The sequence below is a fragment of the Shewanella marinintestina genome (genome assembly GCF_023283845.1).
GTDB classification, from domain to species: domain Bacteria; phylum Pseudomonadota; class Gammaproteobacteria; order Enterobacterales; family Shewanellaceae; genus Shewanella; species Shewanella marinintestina.
On record NZ_JAKILC010000044.1, the window covers coordinates 1 to 788 of the forward strand.

Sequence of the window (788 nt, forward strand, 5' to 3'; positions counted from 1 at the left end):
CCTTCGGGAGGGCGTTTACCACGGTGTGGTTCATGACTGGGGTGAAGTCGTAACAAGGTAGCCCTAGGGGAACCTGGGGCTGGATCACCTCCTTACCTATACGACTAACTTAATAGTTGTTGAGTGTTCACACAGATATGCTTGTCGTAAAGTAAGAGCAAATTACGTTGGGTCTGTAGCTCAGCTGGTTAGAGCGCACCCCTGATAAGGGTGAGGTCGGTGGTTCAAGTCCACTCTGACCCACCAAAATCTTAGTTTTCTCCTAAACGAAGATTTTGTTTTAACGTAAATTGTTTGACTGCATGTAAATGGGGCTATAGCTCAGCTGGGAGAGCGCCTGCCTTGCACGCAGGAGGTCTGCGGTTCGATCCCGCATAGCTCCACCATTTACATCTTTCTCTTTAATAAGAGTGAGATACATGCACTGGTTAGAGATGCCAAAGATAAATGAAAAATTTATCTTTGGCTTTTTTAAGCCCGCTCTTTAAAAATTTGGAAAGCTGATAGTAATAATCGAAAGATTATTGCGAAATTAAAAAATTGAGTTCTAAAACACTTAACATTAAGTGTCTTGGCTTACTGCTTCGGTAGTGAGTAAAAAATTCTAATTTTGGCGAAAGTAGAAACCATTAGTTACGATACGGCTGTTTTATCTACCCTGATAGAACAACGGATATATCTCATAGAGACTTATTTGGGTTGTATGGTTAAGTGACTAAGCGTATATGGTGGATGCCTTGGCAGTCAGAGGCGATGAAGGACGTAGTAACTTGCGAAAAGCGTTGGCG

The 788-nt window shown here is 42.5% G+C and carries 2 tRNA genes and 2 rRNA genes; all 4 read left to right on the top strand.

Annotated features, from left to right (window positions below):
• Positions 1-95, top strand: a 16S ribosomal RNA gene (locus L2747_RS21340); the annotation flags it as partial.
• Between the two features lie 74 nt (positions 96-169).
• Positions 170-246 (top strand) — tRNA-Ile (locus tag L2747_RS21345).
• A 64-nt stretch (positions 247-310) separates the two neighbouring features.
• Positions 311-386, top strand: a tRNA-Ala gene (locus tag L2747_RS21350).
• Between the two features lie 319 nt (positions 387-705).
• Positions 706-788: ribosomal RNA gene (locus L2747_RS21355) — 23S ribosomal RNA — on the top strand; the annotation flags it as partial.